Consider the following 2,349-nt stretch of genomic DNA (forward strand, 5'->3'; position numbering starts at 1 on the left):
CTGTCCAGCGCCCGAAGCGTCATCCGGCGCCAGGCACACCCCTCGTGAGCCATGGCAATTGGCAGGGGCGAACGCTGGAAGGCTGATGACCCTTCCCGCCCGGCCCACACCAGCGGCTCTTCATGAACCAGCTCACCGCGGGTAATGCCACCCTCGTCTGCCACGGTCACCAGGGTCATGTCCAGCTCACCCGCGTCCAGGCGAGCCAGGTTTTGCTTGCTCGAGCCAACCACCACATCAACCAGCACCGCAGGATAGGATCTTGCGAATTCCGCCAGCACCTCAGGCAGAATCCGTGTTCCCACGTCGTCCGAGGTTCCAATACCGACTTTTCCCTCAAGGGTGGGCGATAGGAAGTGCTGGACAGCTTCCTCGTTCAAGCGCAGCAACCGCCGGCTGTAATCGAGCAGAACCTCACCCTCGGCAGTCAGGGTGACGTGTCGCGGCTCTCGAATGAACAGCGTTTTGCCCAGGTTCTTCTCCAGCTGCTTGATCTGCATACTCAGAGCCGACGGCGTTCGGTGCACCACCTTTGCCGCACTGGTGAAGGTGCCACTCTCAGCGATGGCTACAAAACTCCTCAGGACATCGTTATCAAGCAACGGAATCTTCACGAATACACCTCTCGGTTCGGTTTTCTGGCCCGGGTCTGACTTAAGCATAATTGAACGAGATCTTAAATTCTTTTCGTTTGATTGAAGGCTTAGAGGAGACCAGAATAATCACCGAAGGCACCCGTATGCGAGTTATACAACCTCCAAGCGAGCTGGTGCAGCCATTTACCAACTGTCGGGGCCATAGATATGCAGAAGAGCACAGAGCACGAAGCCAGCGCCGCAATGCAGCCAATCACGTCATGGTTTGAAGGGTATGCCAGGCGTCAGAAATTCCGCCGTATGGCGCAGTCACTGCTGCAGGAAAAAGATGACACGCTGTCGGATCTCGGCTACGACCGCCACGATCTGGAAGGCGCCCTGCACCTTCCCATCAGGAGTGACGCGGTGCAATACATTGAGGCGCGTCGCTCCAAGCGCGCCATGGAAGCACGAAGGACAAAAAGTCCCCGACTTGCCGGCTAAGTGCCGGCAAGGGCAGAGAATGGCACCAAATCGTAATCGCCTGCCAGCACATCGGCCAGATGGCGGATGTGCTCAGGTGTAATTTCACAGCAGCCGCCAACAACGCTCGCACCATCTCCCAGCCACTGCTTTACCTGTAATCCATAGGCCGCCGGGGAAATGTCCGGCCTCGCTTCCAGTTCATCCACCAGAGATCCACCGGCCATTGGCTCAACGGTTTTGAACGCGTTGGCGTAACCGCCTGTACAGGGAAACAGCCCGGCCAGCTCAGGCATTGCCTGCGAAATCACCTCAGGATCGCAGCAATTGAGCATAACGGCCGTTGGCCCGAACGGCTTAACGGCTTCGACCGCCTCGGCAAGTGTTTCTCCAGACCGGAGCTTGCCATCGGTTTCCAGCCGGAACGCCACCCCGAAGGGCTTGCCGGATTCACCGGCAGCGACACAGGCGGCCTTCGCCTCAAGGCCGTTGGTCATGGTTTCGATCAGAAAGACATCTGCGCCGCCCTGCAGTTTAACGAGAATATCGAACTCCGACTTCAGATCATCGAACGTCCGGGCGGGCTGGCCCCGATAGCTGCCAACCAGGGGTGGCAGGCAGCCGGCGATATCAACCGTGGCCCCCGTTTTTGCGATGGCTCGTTCCAATACCTCGAACGCCCGCTGGTGTATCGCCCCGATCTCATCGCCCAGACCTTCTCTGGCGAGTCGTGTGGGCGTTGCCGCATAGGTGTTCAGTGTCAGGGTACGGGCGCCCGCCCTGATAAAGTCAGCATGGACATCGGTAACAACTTCCGGCTGTTCACGCATTACCGCCACGGACCAGAGCGGCGAACTGACCTCCCTCGCCCTGCGATAGATTTCCTGGCCGAGGCCGCCATCAAGAAGTGCAACAGATTTCATAGTGTACTCGTCAGGGTGTAACGATATTGAACCGGCCTTGAGGCTTGTCCAGCATGCTGAAAAAGCCTATCAGGTCGAGCCTGCTTCCCTCAAAGCTGATCTCATCGCTGAACAGAAGTTTCTTCAGGCCTGCCCGGCCAATCAACAGATCAACAAACAGTGGCCGGGTCAGTCTCAGGGTAGCATCAGCCGGAGTATCTTCGCCCACCTGGCGATTGTGCAGCACCGAATTTTGCAGTGTCAGCAGATAGTTTTCCTGCAGATCCGTGAACGAAATCTTGATGGTGGTGTTTTCACCCTCTGCGTCCTCCGCGTTCAGACGCACCGCCATGCTGTCGAAGAACAGTGACACCGGCGTGTTGAGCAGC

4 protein-coding genes are annotated in these 2,349 nt (G+C 57.8%); 1 reads left to right on the top strand and 3 read right to left on the bottom strand.

Annotated elements, in window-relative coordinates; translation table 11 throughout:
* Positions 1-662 (bottom strand): LysR family transcriptional regulator (locus tag B2W52_RS13055; protein WP_286803465.1); only part of this gene is annotated, 662 nt, incomplete at its 3' end.
* 141 nt (positions 663-803) lie between these two features.
* On the opposite strand from B2W52_RS13055, the gene B2W52_RS13060 reads away from it, so the two are divergent.
* Positions 804-1,079 (top strand): hypothetical protein, encoded by a 276-nt coding sequence (locus tag B2W52_RS13060; protein WP_273068961.1) that lies wholly within the window; start codon positions 804-806, stop codon positions 1,077-1,079.
* On the opposite strand, the gene B2W52_RS13065 is transcribed toward B2W52_RS13060, so the two are convergent.
* Together B2W52_RS13065 and B2W52_RS13070 are read right to left on the bottom strand one after the other, a co-directional pair.
* The gene (locus B2W52_RS13065; RefSeq protein ID WP_273068964.1) at positions 1,076-1,981 is read right to left on the bottom strand and encodes a homocysteine S-methyltransferase family protein; all 906 of its coding nucleotides are present in this window, start codon (positions 1,979-1,981) and stop codon (positions 1,076-1,078) included. The two genes, B2W52_RS13060 and B2W52_RS13065, sit on opposite strands and share 4 nt — an antisense overlap.
* A gap of 10 nt (positions 1,982-1,991) precedes the next feature.
* The coding region (locus tag B2W52_RS13070; RefSeq protein WP_286803467.1) for an alkyl sulfatase C-terminal domain-containing protein at positions 1,992-2,349 on the bottom strand (358 nt) is incomplete at its 5' end.

The organism is Marinobacter sp. UBA2498, assembly GCF_002341575.1.
Classification (GTDB): Bacteria; Pseudomonadota; Gammaproteobacteria; order Pseudomonadales; family Oleiphilaceae; genus Marinobacter; species Marinobacter manganoxydans.

Coding starts and splice junctions, on each gene's coding strand:
- B2W52_RS13060 (WP_273068961.1), top strand. CDS start 804: ATGCAGAAGAGCACAGAGCACGAAGCCAGCGCCGCAATGCAGCCAATC.
- B2W52_RS13065 (WP_273068964.1), bottom strand. CDS start 1,981: ATGAAATCTGTTGCACTTCTTGATGGCGGCCTCGGCCAGGAAATCTAT.